The 22,140-nt window shown below is 58.5% G+C and carries 22 protein-coding genes and 1 pseudogene; 8 read left to right on the forward strand and 15 right to left on the reverse strand.

Features of this window, described 5'->3' with window-relative positions; translation table 11 throughout:
- Positions 1-53: 53 nt before the first annotated feature.
- The 4 genes from HDE75_RS21200 to tyrS are packed head-to-tail and all read right to left on the reverse strand — an operon-like array spanning position 54 to position 3,116.
- Positions 54-698, reverse strand: coding sequence for a histidine phosphatase family protein (locus HDE75_RS21200; RefSeq protein ID WP_183680195.1), 645 nt, complete (start codon positions 696-698; stop codon positions 54-56).
- A gap of 6 nt (positions 699-704) precedes the next feature.
- Entirely contained in the window at positions 705-1,367 is a 663-nt protein-coding gene (locus tag HDE75_RS21205) for a YbhB/YbcL family Raf kinase inhibitor-like protein (RefSeq protein ID WP_183680197.1), read from the reverse strand.
- Between the two features lie 40 nt (positions 1,368-1,407).
- Positions 1,408-1,854, reverse strand: a complete 447-nt coding sequence (gene dtd, locus HDE75_RS21210; RefSeq protein WP_183680199.1) for a D-aminoacyl-tRNA deacylase — start codon at positions 1,852-1,854, stop codon at positions 1,408-1,410.
- Positions 1,851-3,116 (reverse strand): tyrosine--tRNA ligase, encoded by a 1,266-nt coding sequence (gene tyrS, locus HDE75_RS21215; protein ID WP_183680201.1) that lies wholly within the window; start codon positions 3,114-3,116, stop codon positions 1,851-1,853. Before tyrS ends, dtd begins: the two co-directional genes overlap by 4 nt.
- Positions 3,117-3,267: 151 nt before the next feature.
- Between tyrS and HDE75_RS21220 the strand changes: the two genes are divergently transcribed.
- Together HDE75_RS21220 and HDE75_RS21225 are read left to right on the forward strand one after the other, a co-directional pair.
- On the forward strand, positions 3,268-4,635 hold the full coding sequence (locus HDE75_RS21220) for a M23 family metallopeptidase (protein ID WP_183680203.1): 1,368 nt from the start codon (positions 3,268-3,270) through the stop codon (positions 4,633-4,635).
- Positions 4,636-4,728: 93 nt separating this feature from the next.
- Positions 4,729-5,820, forward strand: coding sequence for an anhydro-N-acetylmuramic acid kinase (locus HDE75_RS21225; protein ID WP_183680205.1), 1,092 nt, complete (start codon positions 4,729-4,731; stop codon positions 5,818-5,820).
- Between the two features lie 77 nt (positions 5,821-5,897).
- Here HDE75_RS21225 and erpA read toward each other — a convergent pair whose 3' ends face one another.
- From erpA to rplM, 5 genes are all read right to left on the reverse strand, one after another.
- Positions 5,898-6,260, reverse strand: coding sequence for an iron-sulfur cluster insertion protein ErpA (erpA, locus tag HDE75_RS21230; RefSeq protein WP_183680207.1), 363 nt, complete (start codon positions 6,258-6,260; stop codon positions 5,898-5,900).
- Between the two features lie 92 nt (positions 6,261-6,352).
- Positions 6,353-6,742, reverse strand: a complete 390-nt coding sequence (locus HDE75_RS21235) for a bactofilin family protein (protein ID WP_183680209.1) — start codon at positions 6,740-6,742, stop codon at positions 6,353-6,355.
- 95 nt (positions 6,743-6,837) lie between these two features.
- Positions 6,838-7,875 carry an N-acetyl-gamma-glutamyl-phosphate reductase gene (gene argC / locus HDE75_RS21240; RefSeq protein ID WP_183680212.1) on the reverse strand — a complete coding sequence of 346 codons (1,038 nt, stop codon included), beginning with the start codon at positions 7,873-7,875 and terminating at the stop codon, positions 6,838-6,840.
- 177 nt (positions 7,876-8,052) lie between these two features.
- Positions 8,053-8,445: a 30S ribosomal protein S9 gene (gene rpsI / locus HDE75_RS21245; RefSeq protein ID WP_038496320.1), complete on the reverse strand. Its 393-nt coding sequence runs from the start codon at positions 8,443-8,445 to the stop codon at positions 8,053-8,055.
- 9 nt (positions 8,446-8,454) lie between these two features.
- On the reverse strand, positions 8,455-8,883 hold the full coding sequence (gene rplM / locus HDE75_RS21250; RefSeq protein WP_010393282.1) for a 50S ribosomal protein L13: 429 nt from the start codon (positions 8,881-8,883) through the stop codon (positions 8,455-8,457).
- 224 nt (positions 8,884-9,107) lie between these two features.
- On the opposite strand from rplM, the gene HDE75_RS21255 reads away from it, so the two are divergent.
- Positions 9,108-9,536, forward strand: a complete 429-nt coding sequence (locus tag HDE75_RS21255) for an OsmC family protein (protein ID WP_183680214.1) — start codon at positions 9,108-9,110, stop codon at positions 9,534-9,536.
- A 160-nt stretch (positions 9,537-9,696) separates the two neighbouring features.
- Here the strand turns inward: HDE75_RS21255 and coq7 are convergent, their stop codons facing one another.
- Together coq7 and HDE75_RS21265 are read right to left on the reverse strand one after the other, a co-directional pair.
- Positions 9,697-10,341, reverse strand: coding sequence for a 2-polyprenyl-3-methyl-6-methoxy-1,4-benzoquinone monooxygenase (gene coq7, locus HDE75_RS21260; RefSeq protein WP_183680216.1), 645 nt, complete (start codon positions 10,339-10,341; stop codon positions 9,697-9,699).
- A gap of 87 nt (positions 10,342-10,428) precedes the next feature.
- Positions 10,429-10,860: a hypothetical protein gene (locus HDE75_RS21265; RefSeq protein WP_183680218.1), complete on the reverse strand. Its 432-nt coding sequence runs from the start codon at positions 10,858-10,860 to the stop codon at positions 10,429-10,431.
- Between the two features lie 153 nt (positions 10,861-11,013).
- Between HDE75_RS21265 and HDE75_RS21270 the strand changes: the two genes are divergently transcribed.
- The 4 genes from HDE75_RS21270 to HDE75_RS21285 all read left to right on the forward strand — a co-directional run bounded on the left by HDE75_RS21270 (position 11,014) and on the right by HDE75_RS21285 (position 17,658).
- Complete coding sequence (locus HDE75_RS21270) at positions 11,014-11,793, forward strand: ATP-binding cassette domain-containing protein (protein ID WP_183680221.1); 780 nt, start codon at positions 11,014-11,016, stop codon at positions 11,791-11,793.
- 4 nt (positions 11,794-11,797) lie between these two features.
- Entirely contained in the window at positions 11,798-12,994 is a 1,197-nt protein-coding gene (locus HDE75_RS21275) for an ABC transporter permease (RefSeq protein ID WP_183680223.1), read from the forward strand.
- A gap of 182 nt (positions 12,995-13,176) precedes the next feature.
- Entirely contained in the window at positions 13,177-14,070 is an 894-nt protein-coding gene (locus HDE75_RS21280; RefSeq protein WP_183680225.1) for an ABC transporter ATP-binding protein, read from the forward strand.
- Between the two features lie 9 nt (positions 14,071-14,079).
- Positions 14,080-17,658, forward strand: a complete 3,579-nt coding sequence (locus HDE75_RS21285; protein ID WP_183680227.1) for an ABC transporter permease/M1 family aminopeptidase — start codon at positions 14,080-14,082, stop codon at positions 17,656-17,658.
- A 60-nt stretch (positions 17,659-17,718) separates the two neighbouring features.
- Here the strand turns inward: HDE75_RS21285 and HDE75_RS21290 are convergent, their stop codons facing one another.
- The gene (locus HDE75_RS21290; RefSeq protein WP_183680229.1) at positions 17,719-18,093 is read right to left on the reverse strand and encodes a hypothetical protein; all 375 of its coding nucleotides are present in this window, start codon (positions 18,091-18,093) and stop codon (positions 17,719-17,721) included.
- Positions 18,094-18,382: 289 nt separating this feature from the next.
- Here HDE75_RS21290 and HDE75_RS21295 point away from each other — a divergent pair.
- Positions 18,383-19,024, forward strand: a pseudogene (locus tag HDE75_RS21295) (transposase).
- Positions 19,025-19,208: 184 nt separating this feature from the next.
- Here HDE75_RS21295 and HDE75_RS21300 read toward each other — a convergent pair.
- The 3 genes from HDE75_RS21300 to HDE75_RS21310 all read right to left on the reverse strand — a co-directional run bounded on the left by HDE75_RS21300 (position 19,209) and on the right by HDE75_RS21310 (position 22,105).
- Positions 19,209-19,532: a hypothetical protein gene (locus HDE75_RS21300; RefSeq protein ID WP_183680231.1), complete on the reverse strand. Its 324-nt coding sequence runs from the start codon at positions 19,530-19,532 to the stop codon at positions 19,209-19,211.
- A 351-nt stretch (positions 19,533-19,883) separates the two neighbouring features.
- Positions 19,884-21,347 carry a catalase gene (locus HDE75_RS21305; protein ID WP_183680233.1) on the reverse strand — a complete coding sequence of 488 codons (1,464 nt, stop codon included), beginning with the start codon at positions 21,345-21,347 and terminating at the stop codon, positions 19,884-19,886.
- Between the two features lie 101 nt (positions 21,348-21,448).
- The gene (locus HDE75_RS21310) at positions 21,449-22,105 is read right to left on the reverse strand and encodes a DsbA family protein (RefSeq protein ID WP_183680235.1); all 657 of its coding nucleotides are present in this window, start codon (positions 22,103-22,105) and stop codon (positions 21,449-21,451) included.
- Positions 22,106-22,140: the final 35 nt, after the last annotated feature.

A 22,140-nucleotide genomic window follows, 5' to 3' on the forward strand; every position in this document is an offset into this window, starting at 1 on the left:
CGTCTGGGCGGAAAACGTCTTGTGCAAAGCAGCAAAATAGTCGCCTGCCAACCTTAGCCCAGCTCGTCCATCGCGGGCGTTTGCAAATGCTCCACATCGCCCCACTGCAGCAGATGCAATTGGCCATCGGCAAATGAAAAACGGTTCACGCTGGCATTTTTTACCTGGAAGTCGCGCGGGCTGTCGAGCGACATGCCGACCGCTGCCCGGTACGCGCATTCGAGCACGCCACCGTGGGCCACGATGGCGATGGTCTGGCCCGCATAGCGGCTAGCCCACTCGGCGATGGCGCCCGTGCTGCGCGCATAGAACTGGCGAAAGCTCTCGGCCTGGCGCTCGCCCGATGGCATCACGGCATCGATCTGGCGCGCCTGCCATTGTGCATATTCATGCGGGTAGCGCGCGGCGATATCGGCATACAGCAAGCCTTCAAAAGCGCCATAACAGCGTTCGCGCAGCAGCGCATCCGTCTGTACGGGCAGATCTTGCAAGCCGGCAATGGCTTGCGCCGTTTGCTGCGCGCGCGACAAGTCGCTGGCGATCACGGCCGTCAATGGCTCGTCTGCCAGCGCCTGGCCCAGCGCGGCCGCTTGTGCCAGGCCCGCAGGATTGAGGGCGATGTCGATATGGCCCTGCAGGCGGCGTTCCGCATTCCAGGCCGTTTCGCCATGGCGTATCAATAAAATCGTGGTGGTCATGAAGTCTTATTTTTTGAGGGTAGAGGCCACGGCGGGATTCAGGGAATAAGCGGCGATCAGCTGCGCTTCATCGATGATATGGCCATAGATGGCGTCGTGCGCATCGCGCGCCGTGAAGCGTTCAGGCAAGGCCAGTTGCGGCACATCGAGCGCATACAGGCGAAAGATGTAGTGGTGCAAACGCTCGTCATTCCACGGCGGACAAGGGCCATCGTAGCCATGATAGTCGCCCGCCATGGCCGGGTCGCCGCTAAACCATAAGGTGTAATCGTTGATACCCTGACGCAACTGGTACGGGCCGCTGCCATCGAGCCAGCCGACCGTGGCCGCCTGCTTGCCGCGCGCCGTGACGCCGCTGGAAAACTTCCCGGCATCGAGAGCACCCATTGCAGAAGGAATATCGAGCAGGCTCCAGTGAAAAAAATCGCCGCGTGGCGCTGTCAAGGGCAGCATGCTGTCGGCACGGTTGGCCAGGCTAGTCTCTTGCGGCGCATCAGGGTCCAGGCAGAACAGGGCCAGCGATTCGGTGCCGTTCGGCACGTCATCCCAGGCCAGATGCGGATTACGGTTGCCCGCCAGGCGTACGCGATTGACCGGATCGATCTCGGCAAACGCGCACTCGGCGGGCATCAGGCCGCCATCACGGAATGTTTCGCTCCACAATTTCATCTGCCCATCTCCCTTTATTATTGTATTTTTTAGCACCGCTTTATTTGCCGCTCACCTGCAGCCAAAAGGTGACAGGGCCGTCGTTTGTCAGCGACACTTGCATATCGGCACCAAACTGTCCGGTCTGCACTGTCGCATGACGGCTGCGCGCCTGGCGCACGACATGTTCAAACAGACGCAAGCCATCTTGCGGGGCAGCTGCTGGCGTGAACGATGGCCGCGAACCGGACTTGGTGTCGGCCGCCAGGGTGAACTGGGGCACCAGCAGCAAGCCGCCAGCCACGTCCGTCACGCTGAGGTTCATCTTGCCGGCGTCGTCGGAAAATACGCGGTAGGCCAGCAGCTTGGTCAGCAGGGCGTCGGCGTCTCTTTCCGTATCGCCCCGCTCCGCGCACAGCAGCACCATCAAGCCGGCATCGATGGCGCCGATGGTGGCGCCATCGACCACCACCTTTGCCTGGGTGACTCTTTGCAGCAGCGCGATCATGCCGTCAAAGTGACGCGAGCAAACTTGCGCTTGCCAACTTGCAGCACGAATACGCCAGTCTCGACTTTCAATGCCTTGTCGCTGATGACGGTGCCGTCGATGCGCACGCCGCCCTGATCGATCATGCGCGCCGCCTCCGAGACGGATGGGCACAGGCCAGACTGTTTCAGCAATTGCGCAATCGCCAGCGGACCGCCAGCCAGGCTCACTTCCGGCACGTCGTCAGGGATACCGCCTTTCGAGCGGTTGACGAAGTCGGCCAGCGCATCTTCGGCCGCTTGCTGCGAGTGGAAGCGGGCAACGATTTCTTGCGCCAGAGCCACTTTCGCATCGCGCGGGTTGCGCCCTTCTTCCACTTCGCGTTTCAGCTGCGCCAGTTCGGCGATCGAGCGCCACGACAGCAGCTCGTAGTAGCGCCACATCATGACGTCGGAAATACTCATCAGCTTGGCGAACATGGTGTTGCCAGGTTCCGTGATGCCGATGTAGTTATTCTTCGACTTCGACATTTTCTCGACGCCGTCCAGGCCTTCGAGCAGCGGCATGGTCAGGATGCACTGCTGTTCCTGGCCGTACTGCTTTTGCAGTTCGCGGCCCACCAGCAGGTTGAACTTCTGGTCGGTGCCGCCCAGTTCCAGGTCCGACTTCAGGGCCACCGAATCGTAGCCTTGCATCAGCGGGTACAGGAATTCATGCACGGAAATCGGCACGCCCCCCTGGAAACGCTTGGTGAAGTCGTCGCGCTCGATCATGCGCGCCACCGTGTAGTGCGAAGCGAGCTGGATGATGCCGCGCGCGCCCAGCGGATCACACCATTCCGAGTTATAGCGAATTTCCGTCTTGCTCGCGTCCAGTACCAAAGATGCTTGCGCAAAGTACGTCATCGCGTTAATCTCGATCTGTTCTTTTGTCAACGGTGGACGCGTGACGTTGCGGCCCGATGGGTCGCCGATCATCGACGTGAAATCGCCGATCAGGAAAATGACTTGATGGCCGAGGTTTTGCAACTGGCGCATCTTGTTCAGTACCACGGTATGGCCCAGGTGCAAATCGGGTGCGGTTGGGTCCAGGCCCAGTTTGATGCGCAAAGGCACGCCAGTCTGTTCGGAACGGGCTAATTTTTGCGCAAATTCGCTTTCGATCAAGAGTTCGTCGACGCCACGCTTGGTAATCGCGAGGGCTTCTTGTACTCTGTCCGACAGCGCAAGCGCCGGTTGAGTGGCGTTAGCCTTGGCAGGCGATGCGGTGGTGTTGATTTCCATAAAATTTGACAGTAGATCTCAAAATGGTAGTAGGTTTGCGGAGTTTGTTATAATGCCCGATCCCATCAATCTTGCCGTATGAAAACGAAACAAAATAACAATAAAGAGCGCTAGTTCAGGCATCGTTCAAGGGCAAATTTTAACTGATTGCATGAACCCTATACATAAAATCACAGGCTCGCGCCTGTACACACAGCTGGCGACGACCCGCAAAGCACGCATTATCGGCGTCTCTGCGGTGCTGCTCGCCGTGGTCGCCTTTGGCGCCGCTGGTGTTGCTCCACTGGCGCCCGACGCGTCCGACCTGCCGGTCAAGTCGATTGCCCAGAACCTGGAAATGCCCGATCTGTCGGCGCAAATCTCGGCAATGGAGCAGGTAGACCAGAATTTCACCCACGAAGAAAAAGTCCGCGCCGGCGATACCCTCGCTACCTTGCTGACCCGTCTTGGCGTGGATGATGCGGCTGCCACCAACTTCATCAAGTCCGACAAGGTCGCGCGCGGCGTGATGTTGCTGAAAACAGGCAAGCGCGTGCAAGCGCAAACGGCCGAAAACGGCGAGCTCAACTGGCTACGCGCCACCCTCGTCGACAGCACGGATAAATCGGTCAAGAACATCCTGATCACCCGCAAAGGTGACAAGTTCGTGGCCTCGGAAGTACCAGCCCAGCTGGAACGCCGCGTTGAAATGCATGCCCGCAAGATCAATTCCACCCTGTTTGCCGCCATCGATTCCAGCCTGGACGGTACCCGCCTGCCAGATTCGATTTCTGCTCAAATCGTGGAAATGTTCTCGACCAATATCGACTTCCGTTCCGATATCAAGCGCGGCGACAGCTTCAACGTGGTCTATGAAACATTCTGGCAAGATGGCGAATTCGTACGAGCGGGCCGCATCCTGGCCGGCGAATTCACCAACCGCGGCAAGACCTACCAGTCCGTATGGTTCGAAGACCCAGCCAGCAAACAAGGCGGCGGTTATTACAGCTTCGACGGCAAGTCCCTCAAAAAAGCCTTCCTCAAATCCCCACTGGAATTCTCCCGTATCTCGTCCGGCTTCTCCATGCGTGTGCACCCGATTTCCGGCAACTGGAAACAGCACAAGGGCATCGATTTCGCCGCAGCAACGGGTACGCCTATCCGCGCTTCCGGCGATGGCGTGGTGGACTCGGTCGGCATGCAAAATGGTTATGGCAACGTAGTCGTCCTGAAACACTGGGCCAACTACAGCACCGCTTACGCCCACATGAGCCGCTTCGCAGCCGGCCTGAAAAAAGGCCAGCGCGTCAGCCAGGGCGATGTGATCGGTTATGTCGGCACCACCGGCTGGTCGACGGGCGCCCACTTGCACTATGAATTCCGCGTCGGCGGCGTGGCGCAAGACCCAAGCAAAGTGAACGTACTGGCGCAAGCGCCATTGACGCCAGCCGAACTGTCGCGTTTCCGCCTGGTGTCCAACGACATGATGCACCGCTTCACCCTGCTGCGTCCTAACGACACGGCAATCGCTTCGCGCTAAGCGCACCGCACCCCACGGGGTAGAGAACAAGGCACCGCCCGTTTCGATGGCCGGTGCCTTTTTTATTGATCTACCTGATTACGAAGGAAGAATATGCTTTATATCGGTCTGATGTCCGGCACCAGCCTCGATGGGGTCGATGGCGCCCTGGTTGATTTTTCGGACGATGGCGTGCGCAGCCTCGGTGACGCCTACATCCCATTCCCTGCCAGCTTGCGCAGCGACCTGATGGCGCTGCAAGGCCCGGGCCAGAATGAAATCGAGCGCGAAGCGCTGGCTGCCAACGCACTGGTGCGCCACTACGCCGACTGCGTGGCCATGCTACTCGAGCAAGCAAACATCGGCCCCGACGCCATCACCGCCATCGGCGCGCACGGGCAAACCATCCGCCACCGCCCCGAACTGGGTTTTACGCGCCAGCTGAATAATCCTGCCCTGCTGGCAGAACTGACCGGCATCGACGTGATCGCCGACTTGCGCAGCCGCGACGTGGCAGCTGGCGGCCAGGGTGCGCCGCTGGTGCCGGCCTTTCACCAGGCAATATTCAATCAGGCGGGCCAGACGCGCGTGGTGGCCAATATCGGCGGCATCAGCAATATCAGCGTGCTGCATGCCGATGGCGCGGTCACGGGCTACGATACGGGCCCGGGCAATGCCTTGATGGATGGCTGGATCCTGCAGCACCAGGGCCTAGCGTATGACGCCGGCGGCGCCTGGGCGGCAACGGGCACGGTGATCCCTGGTTTGCTGGCCGACTTGCTGGGCGAGGCGTATTTTGCCTTGCCTGCGCCCAAAAGCACGGGCCGCGACCTGTTTCACGCCGAGTGGCTGGCCGGCAAGCTGGCCAACTACCCGAACGCCCTGCCCGCCGACGTGCAGGCGACCCTGACGCGCTTGACAGCTATCAGCCTGGCGCAAGCCATTACGCGCGACGGCGCACAAGCCGATGCCGTGTATGTGTGCGGTGGCGGCGCGTACAACGCTACCTTGCTGCAGGAGCTGGCGAAAGAGTTGCCAACGATGGGAGTCGAATCGACGCAGGCCCTGGGCGTGGCGCCCAGCCAGGTCGAGGCGCTGGCGTTTGCCTGGCTGGCCTGGCGCTTTACCCAGCGCAAGCCGGGCAATTTGCCGGCCGTGACGGGAGCGCAGGGATTGCGCGTGCTCGGTGCGCTGTATCCGCGCTGAAGGCTGATCGAAACTGATTTTAGAAACACAAATAGCGGATCAATGATCCGCTATTTTTTCACCCGCTCAGTCTGCTTTTAGACGGAGAACGAGGAACCGCAACCGCAAGTCGAAGTCGCCGTTGGGTTTTTGATCACGAATTGTGCACCCTCCAGGTCATCCTTGTAGTCGATTTCCGCGCCGACCAGGTACTGGTAGCTCATGGAATCGATCAGCAGCTGGACGCCGTTCTTGACCATGGTGGTGTCATCTTCGTTGACGATTTCATCGAAGGTGAAGCCGTACTGGAAACCGGAACAGCCGCCACCCTGCACGAAAACGCGCAGTTTCAGGTCGGGATTGCCTTCTTCTTCGATCAGCTGCGCAACTTTGTCAGCGGCGCTATCGGTGAAGATAATAGGGCTAGGGATCACATCTTGCATTTCAGCGACGGCATTCATTTCAGACTCCTGAGAAAACATGGCTTCATTATAGACGGTTGGCGCAAGTCGCGCTGTGGCCGGCTTGGTCACGGCCAGCGGCCGTTGTTATTTCACATTTCAGAGACGGCCAGGTGCAGCACGGGATCGGCACCCTCGTGGCGGCTCAGCTTGCCTTGCACCAGCGCACCGCTGTGCATCTCCAGCACCTTGTAATAGACTTCCCCACAGATGCGGGCTTTGGGCTGGATTTCAAGCATTTCAGACACATACACCGGGCCGTTGATCTCGCCGCTGACCACCAGGCTGGAACAGCGCACCTCGCCATCGATGCGTCCGCCCTCGCCCAGCACCACATACGTGGGTTCGCCCGGTTCGCCCGTCACATTGCCGCGCACATGGCCATCGATGCGCAATCCGCCGGAAAACAGCAAGTCGCCCTGCAGCTGCGTCGAGGCGCCGATCAGGGTGTCGATGGGGTTTTTAGCGTTGCGCTCGAACATGAACGCCATCCTTTCGGTAAACGTGACAGTTCAATCTATCACAGGTCCGGGATTCAGGCCCCGGACCCGCACAACAGCCGTGCCGAAGCGGCTACTTACGGCAGCAGGGCAATATGTTGCAAGCCAGCCGTTTCTTTCAAGCCAAACATCAAGTTCATGCACTGCACGGCCTGGCCCGAGGCGCCCTTGACCAGATTATCCTGCACCACCAGCACGATCACGGTATTGCCGCCTTCCGGACGGTGCAAGGCCAGACGCAACATGTTCGAGCCGCGCGTGGAGCGCGTTTCCGGGTGTGAGCCGAATGGCATCACGTCAACAAAGGGCTCATCCTTGTATTGCTCTTCGAACAAGGATTGCAACTCTTCATTGCTGACATCCTTGTTCAGCTGCGCGTACAGGGTCGAATGCATACCGCGTATCATCGGCACCAGGTGCGGCGTGAAGGTCAGCGCGACTTTTTCATCCGTGAAACGCTGCAATTGCGCCGTGGTTTCCGGCAAGTGGCGGTGGCCCGCTACGCCATAAGCCTTGAAGCTGTCGCTGCTTTCCGAGAACAGGATGCCGATCTCGGCCTTGCGGCCGGCGCCGGACACGCCCGATTTGCAGTCGGCGATCAAGCCGCCCGCATTGACCAGGCCAGCCTTGAGCAGCGGGCAAAAGCCCAGTTGCATGGTGGTTGGATAGCAACCCGGGTTGGCGATCAGCCTGGCTTGCTTGATATCTTCACGGTTCAATTCCGGCAAGCCGTACACGGCTTCGGCGATCAGTTCTGGCGCCGTGTGGGGAATCTTGTACCACTGTTCGAACCTGGCCTGGTCTTTCAGGCGGAAATCAGCCGCCAGGTCGATCACTTTCACGCCGGCAGCCAGCAGGGCTGGCGCTTGCGTCATGGCCACGCCGTGCGGGGTGGCAAAAAAGACCACATCGCATTGCTCCAGGTTCGCCTTGTCTGGCGACGAGAAAGCCAGTTTCACGTGGCCACGCAAGGAAGGATACATGTCAGCAACCGGCAAGCCATCTTCCTTGCGCGAGGTAATCGCCGTCAACTCGACATCGGGATGATTTGCCAACAAACGCAGCAATTCCACGCCCGTGTATCCAGTGCCGCCGACGATGCCAACTTTGATCATTTTCTTTCCTTGTGTGTATAAATTCTATGAATAAATAAGGGTGCTGCAGCATATGCCTGGATGGCAATGTGCATATTTTACAGCGCAACGGCATGTCACGCTGAAATGCAAAAAAGCCGCCAGACCTGCGTCCAGCGGCTTTTCGACCAGCGCCAGAGAGGCGCTGTAGCGTGAAAATTAACGCTTCGAGAATTGTTTTGCGCGACGTGCTTTGCGCAGACCAACTTTTTTACGCTCAACTTCACGTGCATCGCGGGTCACGAAGCCGGCTTTGGCCAGATCCGATTTCAACGCTGCATCGTAGTCGATCAGTGCACGGGTGATACCGTGACGCACTGCGCCAGCCTGGCCGGACTCGCCGCCGCCGTGAACGTTGACTTTGATGTCGAAACGCTCAACATTGCCGGTCAGTTCCAGTGGTTGACGAATGACCATCAGACCGGTTTCGCGCGAGAAGTATTCGTTTGCTGGTTTGCCGTTAACAACGATCAAGCCTGTGCCAACTTTGATAAAAACGCGAGCCACTGCACTTTTGCGACGGCCGGTTCCATAATTGTAATTACCGATCATGTCAGTTCCTTAGAGAACAAGTGCTTTAGGTTGCTGAGCAGCGTGCGGATGGGAACCTTCCGCGTACACTTTCAGCTTCTTGATCATTGCGTAGCCGAGTGGGCCTTTAGGCAACATGCCTTTGACCGCTTTCTCAAGCGCGCGACCTGGAAAACGCTGTTGCATTTTCTGGAAGTTGGTTTCGTAGATGCCGCCTGGATAGCCAGAGTGACGGTAGTAAATTTTCTCAGTAGCTTTGGTACCGGTCACACGCAGTTTGCCTGCGTTGATGACGACGATGAAGTCGCCGGTATCGACGTGAGGAGTAAATTCTGGTTTGTGTTTGCCGCGCAGTCGGAGTGCCACTTCGCTGGCAACACGTCCGAGGACTTTGTCCGTCGCGTCAACCACGAACCAATCGCGCTGGACTTCATGTCCTTTAGCGGAAAATGTTTTCATGTTGACTTCCTAATAGATTACACGCTCAAATGGTGGTTCCGCCGGTAAAACTGTGCGGACTCTGCCTTATTTACTTTTCCTGAGCGAACGGAAAGCCGACAAGTATAAGCGGCTTTGCCGTGCCGCGTCAAGCCCAAAGACAGCGCTGCCGCGGCCTGGCGGGCCAAACATGGAGCGGCCTTCCTCTATTACAATACAAAACGCTTATAACTTCGGAGAGTACGATGGAATGCAAAGTTAGCTGGAATGGCCCGTCGGGCATGAGTTTTCGGGCTGAAACCGGCTCCGGCCATCTGGTGACCATGGATGGCGCGCCCGATGGCGGCGGCCACAACCTGGCGCCGCGCCCCATGGAAATGGTGCTGCTGGGCACAGGCGGCTGCACCGCATATGACGTGGTACTGATCCTGAAACGGGGCCGCGAAGCCGTCAGTGGCTGCGAAGTCACCCTCAAGGCCGACCGCGCCGACACCGATCCGAAAGTGTTTACCAAGATCCACTTCCACTTCACCGTGCGTGGCAAAGCCTTGAGGCAAAACGTCGTGGAACGGGCCGTAGCCTTGTCGCATGATAAATATTGCTCGGCTTCTATCATGCTGGCCAAGACCGCAGAGATTACGCACTCGTTTGAAATCATCGAAGAAAGCGCCTGACCAAACCTACTGCGCGTCGGTATAGGCAGCCTGCGATGCTCACCGTACTAAAGTACGGTTGCGCTTCTCGACCACCTCTCCCTTCCGCTCGCTACGGTTTTGTCAGACGTTTCACGACGTAGGTAGGAATGAAAAAGGCGCTCTTCGAAGCGCCTTTGTTTTAAATGTAATAAGCAGTCTTGGTCATGACTTTGCCCATCAGCCCCATCAAGGCCTTCACCGGCGCTGGCGTATCGATGGCCCCCAGCCGCTGCGCTGCCGCGCCATGCTCCACCTCATCGATCTGCATCTGACGCACGATGGCGCGTGACTTGGCGTCTTGCGGCGGCAATTCTTCCAGGTGGCTGGCCAGGTGCGCTTCCACCTGACGCTCTGTTTCCACCACGAAACCCAGGCTGCGGCCGTCGCCCATGCGGGCGGCCAGCGTGCCGAGCGCGAACGACCCGGCATACCACAGCGGGTTGAGCAGGCTCAAACGCGAACCCAGTTCCGTCAAACGCTGCGCCGTCCAGGCCAGATGATCTTCTTCTTCCCGGCCCGCTTCATCGAACTGGGCGCGGATCGCCGGGCTGTGCGCATAACGCGCCTGCGAGTTGTACAGCGCTTGCGCGCACACTTCACCGACATGGTTGACGCGCATCAAGCCGGCACTATGACGCTGTTCGGCGGCGCTCAGGGTGGCGTCGGGCGCTTGCGCGGCAGGCGTCGGACGCGAGGCTGAAGCGACCCCAGCCATCACGCGCAAGGCCTTGTCGGCGCCAACAATCAAACGATCCAGGGGGTGAAAGTAACGGTTCGCGGTCATCGTCGCTATGCTCATGTGTGGGAAAACATGAATTATAGGACGATCAAGGCCAGCCGTCGCCACGCCGGCAACAGGGTGACTGGGGCTTTATTGACCTGTGCGCGCTTTTTCCTGCTCGATCCAGTCCACCACGGGGCCGATGGCGTCGAGCCCGGACAGGCTTTTGGCCACGCCCAGGTTGAGCGAAATCAAAAAGGAAATACTGTCGATGGGAATATCGGGACAGTGTTCGGCAAACGCAGCCAGGAAGCGTTCCGATTGCAGCACGCGCAAGACTTTCTCGCCGCTCATGAACTGCAGCACGCTGGCGATGCTGTGCCCGCCACCGAGGCTGTGATAAATAAAACGGTTGTACTGGGCGTCCACCTGCTTGAAATCGATCTCTTCCTGCCGCATCAGCCCCGCCAGATAATACAGTCCCAGGCTGACACGAAAGAAGCCGATAGCTTCCGCGCTGGTCATGCCGGCGCGCGCCACGGCCAGCACTTTATCTTGCGTGGCCTGATCGATGCTATTCATGGTCCTGCCCTCCTTATGCGCCAGCTGGCAACGCTCTCTGAACCAGCTTGCATGAAGACGCTGATTTTTTCAATAAGCTTTTCGATATTTCCACCTTGCAAGTTACATTTTTCACATGCTACTCTGTCTTCCCTGACAACTTGGATACATCCCATGATAGAGGTCAAGCATCTGGCAAAACGTTTCCGCATGCCTCCCAACAAGGGCAAGGCACCGCAGGCACGCGATCCCCGCGAACACGAAGGCTGGTTCCATGCCGTGCGCGACGTCAGTTTCAGCTGTGCTCCCGGCGAAGTGCTGGGCTTGCTTGGCCCCAACGGGGCAGGCAAAACCACCACCTTGCGCCTGCTCTCGACCGCCTTGCAGGCCGATGCCGGCAGCGCCTTCGTCAATGGCGTCGATGTGCTGCAGCAACCGCTGGTGGCGCGCCAGAGCATCGGCTTCCTGTCGGGCTCGACGGGATTGTACGGCCGCCTGACGGCGCGCGAGAATGTCGAATATTTCGGCCGCCTGCACGGCATGCCGGCCGATCAGCTGAAGCGGCGCTGTGATGAATTGTTCGCGCTGCTGCAAATGGAAGAATATGGCGACAAGCGCGCCGACCAGTTGTCGACCGGCATGAAGCAGAAATGCGCAATCGCCCGCACCGTCGTGCATGCACCGCAAGTGGTCATCCTCGACGAGCCGACCACCGGCCTCGATGTGATGTCGTCCAAAATCTTGCTCGATTTCATCGCCAGCTACAAGGCGCTGCGCGTGCCGCTGATCTTTTCCACGCACCACCTGCACGAAGTGGAAAAGCTGTGCGACCGCGTCTGCATCATCAACCGCGGCACGACCGCCTTCAACGGCACGGTCGACGAGTTGCGCCACCTGGGCGGCAGCCACGATTTATACGATGCCTTTGTCGGCGTCATCAACCAGGGAGCTTGAGCGCATGTGGACGATTTACCTGAAAGAATTGCTGGAACTGACACGTGACCGCAAGACCCTGATCTTCACCATCCTGATCCCCATCTTCGCCATGCCCTTGATTTTTGGTGGTTTTGCTTATGTATCAAGCAATATGTTCAAGAACGCCAAGCTGGCGGACATGAGCTACGCCATGTTCGGAAAGCAACACTCGCCAGGCTTGAGCGAGCGCTTCAGCCAGCAGGGCAATCTGCACGAAGTGAGCCTGACCAGTGAAAGCGAGATCCGCCAGGCGATTGCCGACGAACGCATCAAGTTCGCCGTGGTGATCCCGCCCAACTTCGATACTGCCCTGCAACAGCAGCAGCAAGCGCGCATCACCCTGCATTACAACAGCGCCAGCACGGTCGATGTGACCCAGCAGCGCGTGCGCGAGATCGTCGATGCCTACAACACCAGCCTGCGCTCGACGGCGTTATCAGCCTTGGGCCTGAACGCCGATCAACTGGCGTTTGCGCTGAACCCCATCGTGCTCGACAAACAATCGACGGCCAACCAGCGCGAACAGATGGGCGCCATCGTCGGCGGCATCCTGCCCTATCTGCTGCTGATGGTGTGCCTGACGGCCGCCATGTACCCGGCGATCGACCTGGGCGCTGGCGAAAAAGAGCGCGGCACCCTGGAAACCCTGCTGCTGGCCCCGGTGCCGCGCGGCGCCATCGTGCTGGCCAAATTCCTGGTGCTGTTCACGGTCGGCATGACCTCGGCCGTCCTGATGGTGGGCAGCATGGCCGGCTTGCTGCTGTACTTCGGCAACTCGCTGGAAGGCAACCTGGCCTTGCTGGTGCGCAGCATCGGCTTGCCGGACCTGGCCATGGTGACCTTGATGCTGGTGCCGACGGCCGCCATCTTCGCCTCGCTGCTGCTGTCAATCTCGATCTATGCGAAAAGCTACAAGGAAGCGGCCGGCATGATCACGCCGCTAATGCTGCTGATCATCCTGCCAACGGTGGTGGCCATGCTGCCTGGCGTGGAGCTGAACTGGATGTGGTCGATGGTGCCGCTCACCAATGTCTCGCTGGCCATGAAGGAATTGGTCAAGGGCACCATGGATTACCGCATGTTCGGCGTCATCCTGGCCTCGACCACCGTCATCGCCGGCGCCCTGCTGCTGCTGTGCCGCTGGTGGTTCAAGCGCGAATCGGTCTTGTTCAGGAACTGAGGATCACCGGGGCGGCCACGGCGCGCCGTCCGCCCCCGCCCATTGCACTCTGGACCCGCGAAAATACCGTACATCGCATGCAACTGCCCAGTACGTCTTAAATTCAATACAATGCCACCATACGATAGCCCCGCGTCACTTGTCTGGCGCCGGGCTGCAACACAGCATGAGTAAGGAGTTGTATGGAATTGCAGATCCGCAAATTATCCAAGACCTACGCCAATGGCGTGGTGGCGCTGGATAACATTTCGCTGACGATCCCGCCCGGCATGTTCGGCTTGCTGGGCCCGAACGGCGCCGGCAAGTCGACCCTGATGCGCACCCTGGCCACCTTGCAGGAGTGCGATTCCGGCTCAGTCTTCTTTGGCGATTACGATGTCCTCGACGACAAGGACGAGGTACGCCGCATGCTCGGCTATCTGCCGCAAGACTTTGGCCTGTATCCAAAAGTGACGGCCTATGAGCTGCTGGACCATTTTGCCAACCTGAAAGGCTTGTCGAACCGCGCGCGCCGCCGCGAAGTGGTCGACGGCTTGCTGCAGCAAACCAATCTGTTCGATGTGCGCCACCAGCGCCTGGGCGGTTTTTCGGGCGGCATGCGCCAGCGTTTCGGCATCGCGCAAGCCTTGCTGGGCGACCCGAAACTGATCATCGTCGACGAACCGACGGCTGGCCTCGATCCGCAGGAACGCGTGCGCTTCCACAACCTGCTGTCCGACATCGGCGAAGACAAGACAGTGATACTGTCGACCCACATCGTCTCTGACGTGGCCGACCTGTGCGCCAACATGGCCATCATCAACAAGGGCAATCTGCTGGTCTGTGGCAAAACGCAGGACTTGATCGATGACGTCAGCTGCAAGATCTGGGCGCGTTTCGTCGACAAGAAAGAGCTGGCCAGCTTCCAGCAGCGCCACGCCGTCATTTCCACCCGGCTGCTGTCGGGCCGCACCCTGATCCACGTGTATAGCGATGACGACCCGGGCGATGGTTTCGAGGAAGCCATCGGCGACCTGGAAGACCTGTATTTCGCCACCATCACGGGGCGCCACCACGTCGACCCGGCGTGCGATTAAGGAGCGGCCATGTTTGCCATCGCCAGCTTTGAAGCGCGACAACGGCTCAAGCTCTTGTCCACCTGGGTGTATTTCCTCATGTTCCTGGCGCTGGCCATGCTGTGGATGGCCACAGCGGGCGGCGTCTTCAAGGAAGCCACTATCTCATTCGGCGGCAAGTTCCTGATCAACGCGCCCCGCTCGCTGGCCTTCACCAGCAGCATCCTGGGCTGCTTCGGCGTGGTAGTGGTCGCTGCCATGATGGGCCGTTCGGTGCAGCAAGACTTCGAATATGGCATGCAGCACTTCTTCTTCAGTGCGCCGCTGAAGAAATATCAATACGTGTTCGGCCGCTTCCTGGGCGCTTATGCCGTGCTGGCCATCATATTTTCCAGCATCGTGCTGGGCGCCTGGCTGGGCAGCTACCTGCCCGGCATCGATCCAGACCGCCTGGGACCGCAGCGCGCGCAAGCCTATCTGATGCCGTATGTCTTCACCCTGCTACCCAATCTGTTCATCTTCGGCGCCATCTTTTTCATCATCGCGGCGCTGACGCGGCGCATGCTGCCGGTCTACATCAGCTCGGTAGTCATGCTGATCGGCTACCTGGTGGCGCCATCGCTGGCGCGCGACCTCGATTTCAAGACACTGGCCGCCCTGATCGACCCGTTTGGCACCACGGCCCTGATACGGCTGACGGAATACTGGCCGAATGCGGAACGCAACACGCGGCTGATCACGCTCGACGGCGTGTACCTGCTGAACCGCGTCATCTGGTTCGGTTTCGCGCTGGTGGCGCTGCTGCTGGGCTACTGGCGTTTTCACTTCCATGCCGCCCCTGACAGCGGGGCGGGCAAACGCCACGGTGAAGGCGAAGTGCCGCTGCGCCTGTCGAACGCCTCACTTGCCACGCATGAAACGCCGGATTTTGCGCAGCGCAGCCTGGCTGGCTTGCTGTTCCAGATGAGCTGGCTGAACTTGCGCGAAACCATCAAGAATATTTATTTTGTCGTCATCGTGCTGGCCGGCGTGCTGACCATGTATGCGGGCGCGATCGACATCGGCTCCATGTATGGCACGAATACCTATCCCGTGACGGAAGCGGTGCTGGAACTGGTGCATAACTCGTTCACCTTGTTCATGCTGGTCATCACCACCTTTTATGCGGGCGAACTGGTATGGCGCGAGCGCGAAGGCAGCATCCATCTGATGCTCGACGCCCTGCCCGTGCCCAACTGGCTGCCATTGCTGTCGAAACTGCTGGCCCTGATCGGCCTGCAAGCCTTGCTCAGCGTAGCCATCATGCTGTGCGGCATGTCGATCCAGATCGTCAACGGCTATTACCATCTGGATCCAGGCCTGTATCTGCAGTCGCTATTGCTGACCTATTTGCCGTCGTATGCGCTGACGGCCGTGCTGGCCATTTTCGTGCAGGTGCTGTTCAACCAGAAATACCTGGCCTATTTTGCGATGATTCTGTACTACATCGCCAGCATCACCTTCTCGTCGCTGGGCCTGGACGACCCCTTGCTGTTATATGGCAGCACGCCTGGCTTCATCTATTCCGCCATGAACGGCGCCGGCCACTACCTGTTGCGCGAACGCTGGTACTTGCTGTACTGGAGCGGCGCGGCCGTGATGCTGACCGTGCTGGCCCTGCTGTTCTGGCCGCGCGGCGCGCAAGACAGCTGGCGCATCCGCCTGCGCCTGGCCCGCCATGCACTGACGCAACCGGTGCTGGCCAGCTTCGCCGCCGGTTTGATCATCTTCCTGGGCGCCGGCGGCGTGCTGTTTTACACCTTCCACGTGGCCAACGATTACAAGTCTGACTACGCCGTCGATGCAGACCGGGCCAGTTTCGAGCGGCAATATAAAAAATTTGCCGCCACGCCACAGCCGCGCATCACCGACGTCAAGCTTGACGTCGCCATCTACCCGGACCAGCGCAGCCTGGCTGTCAAGGGGCGCTACCTGCTGGAAAACAAGACCAGTGCGCCCATCAGCCAGATTCTGGTACAGCAAGATCCGAAGGCCAGCATGCGCCTGCGCTTCGATACGCGCGTGCACCCGGGCCTGGACGATAAACGGCTGGGCTTTTACAGCTACCGCCTGGCCGCGCCGCTGGCGCCTGGCGCCACCCTGGGTCTCGATTTCGACATCGATTATGGACCGCGCGGCATACTGGGACTGGGCCAGGAAACGCCGGTAGTGGCCAATGGCACTTTCTTCACGAATGCCGTGCTGCCGCATATCGGCTACCAGCCGCAGCTGGAGCTGACGGATGCGCGCGACCGCAAGAAACATGGCTTGCCGGCGCAGGAGCGGGCCTTGCCGCGCAACGATCCACGCGGGCTGGCCAACAACTACATCGCCAACGATGCCGACCGCATCCGTTTTGACGCTACCGTCAGCACGGTCGATGGACAGACGGCCATCGCGCCAGGCATGCTGGACAACGACTGGATCGCCAGGGGCCGCCATTACTTCCATTACACGATGGACCAGCCCATGCTCAATTTCTATTCCATCCAGTCGGCCCGCTATGCCGTACGGCATGAGCGCTGGCAAGACGTGGCCATCGACGTGTATTACCAGCCTGGCCACGAATACAATCTGGACCGCTTTATCCGCGGCAGCAAGGACGCGCTCGAGTACTACACGAAAAACTTTGGCCCTTATCAATACAAGGTCTTGCGCATCGTCGAGTTCCCCCGCTACGCCAGCTTTGCGCAATCGTTCGCCAACACGATTCCTTTCTCGGAAGGGCTGGGCTTTATCGCCAAGGTCGACGACAAGAATCCCAAGGATCTCGACTACCCGTTCTACGTGACGGCGCATGAAGTGGCGCACCAGTGGTGGGCGCATCAACTGGTAGGCGGCAATACGCGGGGCGCCACCGTGCTCAGCGAAACCCTGGCCGAATATTCAGCCTTGATGGTGATGAAGAAAACCTTCGGCCCGGACAAGATGCGGCGCTTCCTGCGTTATGACCTGAGCCAGTACCTGATGGGCCGCAGTGGTGAACGCAAGAAAGAATTGCCGCTGGCCGAGAATGAAAACCAGGATTACATCCATTACAACAAGGGCAGCCTGGCCATGTATTTGCTGCAGGATATCGTCGGCGAAGACAAGATCAATGGCGTGTTGCGCGACTTGCTGCTGAACTACGGCCAGAAGGGTCCGCCCTACGCCAGCGTGACGGCGCTGATCGATGGCTTGCGCAAGGTCACGCCGCCCGACCAGGCCTACCTGATTGACGACCTGTTCGAAAAAATCGTGCTGTTCGATAACCGCGCACTATCGGCCACGGCGCACAAACGGGCCGATGGCAAGTATGACGTCACCATCAATGTGCAGGCAGGCAAGCTGCATGCGGGCGAACAGGGAGAAGAGCAGGAAGTGCCGCTGCACGACCTGATCGAGATCGGCGTGGACGACAAGGATGGAAATTCCTTGCTGCGCGAACGCAAGCTGATCACCACCAAGCAGAATAGCTACACGGTGGTAGTCAATAACCGGCCGGGCAAGGCGGGCATCGATCCCGACAACAAGTTGATCGACCGCAAGCCGGACGACAATATGATGACCGTCGACGTCAGCGACAAATAAGCAGGGTAAAAACAAAATGGCCGCCTCATCATCAATGAGGCGGCCATTTTTACCACTGCGTCAGGCGGGGCGCGTCAAGATGGACAGGCTGATGCCCATCTCCGTCAGTGCCAACAAATCGGCCAGGGAAAAGTCCAGTGATTCCTGGCCAGCATCGGCACGCAGTTCCAATTGCAATTCAGCCACAATGCGCGGCATATCGAAGCTGACGCCACGCGAGGCGCACTCAGCCAGGTAGCTGCGCAAGCGCGAAGGCAAGACTTGCGATTGCGATGCCTGCGCCACCAGCACCTCGAAACCGGAATCGAGATACACGCGGCCCCCCTCCTTCGTCTCGCCCTTGCGCCACTGGCGTTCGGGGTCACTGGGCAAGACTTCGATTACCGATGTCAGGGTGGCGTCATCACCGTGCACGATCAACTTGGCGATATTCATATTGCAAGACTTTCTTTTCGCAGCGCCGCCAGGGTTGGCGGCGCCGTCATCCATCCGACAAGTCTACGCATGCATGGCAAATATGTCTGCAAGGCAATATTTGATGCCGCTTAGAATCTTCATCCTGAGGTCACGATTACACTGCAATAACGCCTAGTTAAACGCTGATTAATTCAGGACGGACCGTCCCCTGCGGCAGTCCGACTTGAGGCAATATCGGTATCACCAACGTCCGAGATCGACCATGTAAAAAAGCTTTTCCGACCTTGAATACGCCGCCAAGAAGAAGCTGACGCGGCGCGACCGCTTCCTGGCCGAGATCGACAGCGTGACGCCATGGGGCAAACTGCACAAATTGATCGCACTATTCTACCCGAAGGTCGACGGCGCTGGCCGTCCGCCGATTGGCTTGGCCCGCATGTTGCGCATGTATGTGACCCAGCAATGCTTTGGTTTGTCGGACGAAGGCATCGAAGACGCGATCTACAACAGCCAATCCATTCGCGCCTTTGTTGGCATCGATCTGGGCCATGAGTCGGCGCCGGACGCGACGACTTTGCTGAAGTTTCACCATCTGCTGGAAGCGAACGGGCTGACGCGCCAGATCTTCGACACGATCAATGGGCATCTGGCCGAAAAGGGACTGATGATGCGCGAAGGCACCATCGTCGACGCCACGCTGATCGCCGCGCCGCCTTCGACCAAGTAAACTGGGGGGCTGGACGGAAAAGCTGGAGCATTTGAAGGCCGGCGTCCGAGCAAAAGTCGAGCATCCGTTTCATGTCGTCAAGAACCTTTTTCGTCATCGTAAGACGCCTATCGCAGCCTGGCCAAGAACACTGCACAGCTCTTTACGCTGTTCGCCTTTGCCAATCTGGTGATGGCCGGTAGGCGCTTTACGATCACCGAATCGCGCAGTCCGTCCAGATGACAGAAAGACGCGAAACATCGCGTCGAATGGAGCGAAAAACGGTCTTGAGCGACTCGCCGGTCGATGATTTGGCACGCCAAACTCGCTACGAAAACGAATTGATCAGCACTTCCCTAGTGAGCCATTGAGCAATTCATTTTCTGAGATAGGAATTGAGCTCCGAAGGGGCGAACATCCTTCGAACTTATCGCGTTAACCAAACTCCTTCAATTTCCTGGAGACTATTACAATCAACTTTATCTGCACTATGTCGGACTGTTATATCTTTTTGTGTATTTATAGCAAGCAAAAGAAGCGCATAAATTGATTTGAAGTCTGCGCTGTTCTGGTTTATTTTTGCTTGTCCACCGGCTTGAAATACAACCCATGCAAGACCATCACCCACATATATCGAAATCGGCGTTTGCCTGCACTCTGTAATTGCGGCGGCTGGTAATGCAGCAAAAGTCAATGCAAGTCCGGCAAGCACGGTACACAAAGACCTCACAAGAGATCTTTTTTTCGTCATGATATTTATCATATTTATTGATAGTTCAAGTGATGATTTTTATAAAATATTTTACTTAAATCGATTGTACACTTTAAATATCATAAAACAACAAGGACCAGATAAATATTGAATTCATATGTACCCCTTCATCGGCGAGCGAGCGGCCTTCCGAATTTAAAATGGCTCACTAAGCTGCTGTGTTCCATGGCGTCATGTTTTTGTCGACCTCGTCAAAAGCGTCAATTTCTCTCTGGCGGCGCAAGCAAGGGCGGAAATGCTCTGGCATGCTCAATCGCTGGCGGTGAAGTCACTACCATGTTCTTTGTCGGAGAAAGGTAAAAACCAACGCCAGGGAATGCATGACTGCCTTTAACCATCGATGCCGCGTGCCTTCAACGCTGCCCGCACGCCGGCGCCGTAGGCTGGGTCGGCCTTGTCGAAGTGGCCCAGTTGACGCTGCAAGGTTTCTGCCCGCACCTGGCTCAAGGGACCAGCCAGGTTGTCGAACAGGTTTTGCTTGCCCTGCGGCGTCAGCAAACGGAACAGATTACCGGCTTGCGTGTAATCGTCTTCCACACCACGGCCATCGTAGCGCGCCGCGCCGCCATGCAATTCCAGCGTTGGCTCGCCATTGCCCAGGCCTTGCGGGGCACTGCCGGACGCCGCCACGTTGGCATAGTTTTGCGCCGCGCCGCCATTGTGGATCGCCATGCTGCCATCGCGCTGCTGGTTGTGGAAGGGGCAGCGGGCTGCATTCACCGGCAAGTGCTGGTGGTTGGTGCCAACGCGGTACAGCTGGGCGTCATGGTAGCCAAACAAGCGGCCTTGCAGCATTTTGTCGGGCGAGTAACCCATGCCCGGCACGGCGTTGGCTGGCGAAAACGCGGCTTGCTCCACTTCTGCGTGGTAATTGTCTGGATTGCGGTTCAGCTCAAACACGCCTACCGGCAACAGCGGGAAATCCTTGTGCGGCCAGACCTTGGTCAAGTCAAACGGATTCCAGCCCGTACGCGCTTCCCATTGCGCCAATTGCTCTTCCGTCGCCACTTGCAGCTTGACTTCCCATTGGGGGAAATCGCCGCGTTCGATGGCGCCAAACAAGTCGCGCTGGGCGTAGTCGGGGTCGGCGCCGGCCAGGCGGCCTGCTTCTGCCGCACTCAGGTTCTTGATGCCCTGGCGGGTTTTCAAATGCCACTTCACGTACACGCGTTGGCCATCGGCATTGATCAGGCTATACGTATGGCTGCCGAAGCCATCCATGTGACGGTAGCCGTCTGGCGTGCCGCGGTCCGAAAACAGCATGGTGACCTGGTGCAAGCTTTCCGGCGCATGGCTCCAGAAATCAAACATCATTTCAGCCGATTTCAGATTGCTTTGCGGATCGCGCTTTTGCGTGTGGACAAAGTCCGGGAACTTGATCGGGTCCTTGATGAAGAACATCGGCGTGTTATTGCCCACCAAATCCCAGTTGCCTTCTTCCGTGTAGAAGCGCATGGCAAAACCGCGTGGATCGCGTTCCGTGTCGGCACTGCCGCGTTCGCCGCCCACCGTGGAAAAACGCACGAAGGTGGCGGTTTTTTTGCCCACTTCGGAAAACAGCTTGGCCTTGGTCAAGCCGGAAATGTCATGCGTGACGGTAAAAGTGCCGTAGGCGCCAGAACCCTTGGCGTGCACCACGCGCTCAGGAATACGCTCGCGGTTGAAATGCTGGAGTTTTTCGATCAGATGAAAGTCTTGCAGCAGCAAGGGGCCGCGGGAACCGGCGCTGATCGAGTTTTGATTATCGGCGACGGGGATGCCCGAGGCGGTGGTGAGTGGCGGCTGTTTGCTCATGGCGGCTTTTCCTTCGTTGTTAAGTGATTAGCTGATGGACTCAGTGTACCGAGCGCCACAACAAAGGAAAAGCTAATTGATTTTATTGATTCGATAGGTATTTACAATGAACAACTATTTTCATCACAAGTCTGGCCCAGCATGGCCGTCCATTTGTCGGCCTGGCCCAGGTAAGCACCCACATCGATCTGCCCTACCGTACCGTTGCCATCGTCGAGTACAAAAGTAGGGAAACCCTGGCCGCCCGCCTTGGCCAGCAAGACGCGGCTGGTAGCGATATGGCTGGCAGTAGGTCCACCGGCCAGCAAGCCATATTGCGACTCGAACGCGGCGCCGCCCAGTCCCAGTTCCTGGGCCAGCGCCACCAGCACAGGCAGGTCGGCAATGCGCAAGCCATCGACATAGTGGGCGCGCTGCACCTTGTGCAGCATGTCCAGGCCCTTGCCGGCCAGTGCTTCGGCCGCCAGGATGGCGGTGGCCGGCGGTTCGGAATCCATCATGGCAGTAGTGTCGTTCAGCAAACCATTCATATAAGCATCGCCAAACGGCTGGCCCGTCAGCTGGCCGATACGGCGGTCGTGCGGCAAGACATAGCTGCGCCATTCCGGCGTGATCTGGCGGCGATTGCTGCCCGTCATCATGCCGCCGCCGTGAAAGACCACCGTCAGGCCGGGCACGGCGCGCGCCGCCGCCACCAGCGGCGCGGCGGCATAACACCAGCCGCACAGGGGATCGAAAATGTAATGCAATGTGGCCATGGATTTATCCTTGAATGGTTGAGTATCTTGAAAAC

It is taken from the genome of Janthinobacterium silvisoli (genome assembly GCF_014200725.1).
In the GTDB taxonomy this organism is placed as follows: Bacteria; Pseudomonadota; Gammaproteobacteria; order Burkholderiales; family Burkholderiaceae_D; genus Janthinobacterium.

Bases quoted from the DNA above. Each gene is read 5' to 3' on its own strand.
- HDE75_RS21200 (WP_183680195.1), bottom strand. From the start codon at position 698: ATGACCACCACGATTTTATTGATACGCCATGGCGAAACGGCCTGGAAT.
- HDE75_RS21255 (WP_183680214.1), top strand. From the start codon at position 9,108: ATGGAATGCAAAGTTAGCTGGAATGGCCCGTCGGGCATGAGTTTTCGG.
- HDE75_RS21270 (WP_183680221.1), top strand. From the start codon at position 11,014: ATGATAGAGGTCAAGCATCTGGCAAAACGTTTCCGCATGCCTCCCAAC.
- rpsI (WP_038496320.1), bottom strand. From the start codon at position 8,445: ATGATCGGTAATTACAATTATGGAACCGGCCGTCGCAAAAGTGCAGTG.
- rplM (WP_010393282.1), bottom strand. From the start codon at position 8,883: ATGAAAACATTTTCCGCTAAAGGACATGAAGTCCAGCGCGATTGGTTC.
- erpA (WP_183680207.1), bottom strand. From the start codon at position 6,260: ATGAATGCCGTCGCTGAAATGCAAGATGTGATCCCTAGCCCTATTATC.
- HDE75_RS21235 (WP_183680209.1), bottom strand. From the start codon at position 6,742: ATGTTCGAGCGCAACGCTAAAAACCCCATCGACACCCTGATCGGCGCC.
- HDE75_RS21275 (WP_183680223.1), top strand. From the start codon at position 11,798: ATGTGGACGATTTACCTGAAAGAATTGCTGGAACTGACACGTGACCGC.
- HDE75_RS21205 (WP_183680197.1), bottom strand. From the start codon at position 1,367: ATGAAATTGTGGAGCGAAACATTCCGTGATGGCGGCCTGATGCCCGCC.
- HDE75_RS21310 (WP_183680235.1), bottom strand. From the start codon at position 22,105: ATGGCCACATTGCATTACATTTTCGATCCCCTGTGCGGCTGGTGTTAT.
- HDE75_RS21265 (WP_183680218.1), bottom strand. From the start codon at position 10,860: ATGAATAGCATCGATCAGGCCACGCAAGATAAAGTGCTGGCCGTGGCG.
- tyrS (WP_183680201.1), bottom strand. From the start codon at position 3,116: ATGGAAATCAACACCACCGCATCGCCTGCCAAGGCTAACGCCACTCAA.
- coq7 (WP_183680216.1), bottom strand. From the start codon at position 10,341: ATGACCGCGAACCGTTACTTTCACCCCCTGGATCGTTTGATTGTTGGC.
- HDE75_RS21280 (WP_183680225.1), top strand. From the start codon at position 13,177: ATGGAATTGCAGATCCGCAAATTATCCAAGACCTACGCCAATGGCGTG.
- HDE75_RS21300 (WP_183680231.1), bottom strand. From the start codon at position 19,532: ATGACGAAAAAAAGATCTCTTGTGAGGTCTTTGTGTACCGTGCTTGCC.
- argC (WP_183680212.1), bottom strand. From the start codon at position 7,875: ATGATCAAAGTTGGCATCGTCGGCGGCACTGGATACACGGGCGTGGAA.
- dtd (WP_183680199.1), bottom strand. From the start codon at position 1,854: ATGATCGCGCTGCTGCAAAGAGTCACCCAGGCAAAGGTGGTGGTCGAT.
- HDE75_RS21225 (WP_183680205.1), top strand. From the start codon at position 4,729: ATGCTTTATATCGGTCTGATGTCCGGCACCAGCCTCGATGGGGTCGAT.
- HDE75_RS21305 (WP_183680233.1), bottom strand. From the start codon at position 21,347: ATGAGCAAACAGCCGCCACTCACCACCGCCTCGGGCATCCCCGTCGCC.
- HDE75_RS21290 (WP_183680229.1), bottom strand. From the start codon at position 18,093: ATGAATATCGCCAAGTTGATCGTGCACGGTGATGACGCCACCCTGACA.
- HDE75_RS21285 (WP_183680227.1), top strand. From the start codon at position 14,080: ATGTTTGCCATCGCCAGCTTTGAAGCGCGACAACGGCTCAAGCTCTTG.
- HDE75_RS21220 (WP_183680203.1), top strand. From the start codon at position 3,268: ATGAACCCTATACATAAAATCACAGGCTCGCGCCTGTACACACAGCTG.